Source organism: Mesorhizobium sp. Arg314 (assembly GCF_053714275.1).
This window is the reverse complement of sequence record NZ_JBSKBP010000200.1, coordinates 1-758: the sequence shown is the minus strand read 5'-3', so window position 1 is coordinate 758 and position 758 is coordinate 1. Positions and strand designations below refer to the sequence as shown.

At 56.9% G+C, this 758-nt stretch carries 1 protein-coding gene; it reads left to right on the top strand.

The features are described from left to right. Positions 1 to 66: 66 nt before the first annotated feature. A partial coding sequence (locus ACWGS9_RS36075) for a DNA/RNA non-specific endonuclease (RefSeq protein WP_454509463.1) occupies positions 67 to 758 on the top strand: 692 nt, incomplete at its 3' end.

The following is a 758-nucleotide window of genomic DNA, read 5'->3' as shown; positions in this document are numbered from 1 at the left end:
CGCGCCCCAGAAGCGCTGCTACTACCTGATCCCTCCAAAATTTTCGCAAACACGAAAGGAAACGTGATGGGCGGCGTTACCATGAATTTTTCCGGACCAGTGACGATTTTCGTTGGTAGCGGCGGGCCGGCATCACAGCTTCCTCAGGCGACGGCCGAGATCGCGGGAGACGAGGCGCTCGAGAAAGCACTTCGCTTCGACCCCAATTACGACGATCGAGAAGGCTATAACCCCAATTTCCTCGAAAACGATATCACCGTGCCGCTGCCTCGCATTTCGCAGGAGCGGGACCAGGAGATGTATAAGGAAAATGGCCAGACCGTCGTGCTCAAGTACCATCATTTCAGCCTGGCAATGAACGCTTCCCGGCGAATGCAGATGTGGTCAGCGGTTAACGTCGATTACGATGCATCGAAAAGGACCTCCAGCGGCCGCGCCTTCTTCGGTCAAGATCGCTGGGTGTTTGACCCGCGAATTCCGCAGCGATACCAATTGGGCGATCCCGACATCTACGCGCCAGCCAAACAGATTGACCGGGGCCATATCGTGCGGCGGGAAGACAATGCCTGGGGCGATACGCCGACGGAAATCGAGTTTGCCAATTCCGACACGTTTCACTTCTCAAATTGCACGCCGCAGCACGCCGCCTTCAATCGCTCCCAACCGGGAAAGCAATGGCCGGGAGTTCAAGGCTTGTGGGGCGGCTTCGAAAATCACATTCAACGCGACTTGCAATCCGGTGACACGCGCGCCTGCAT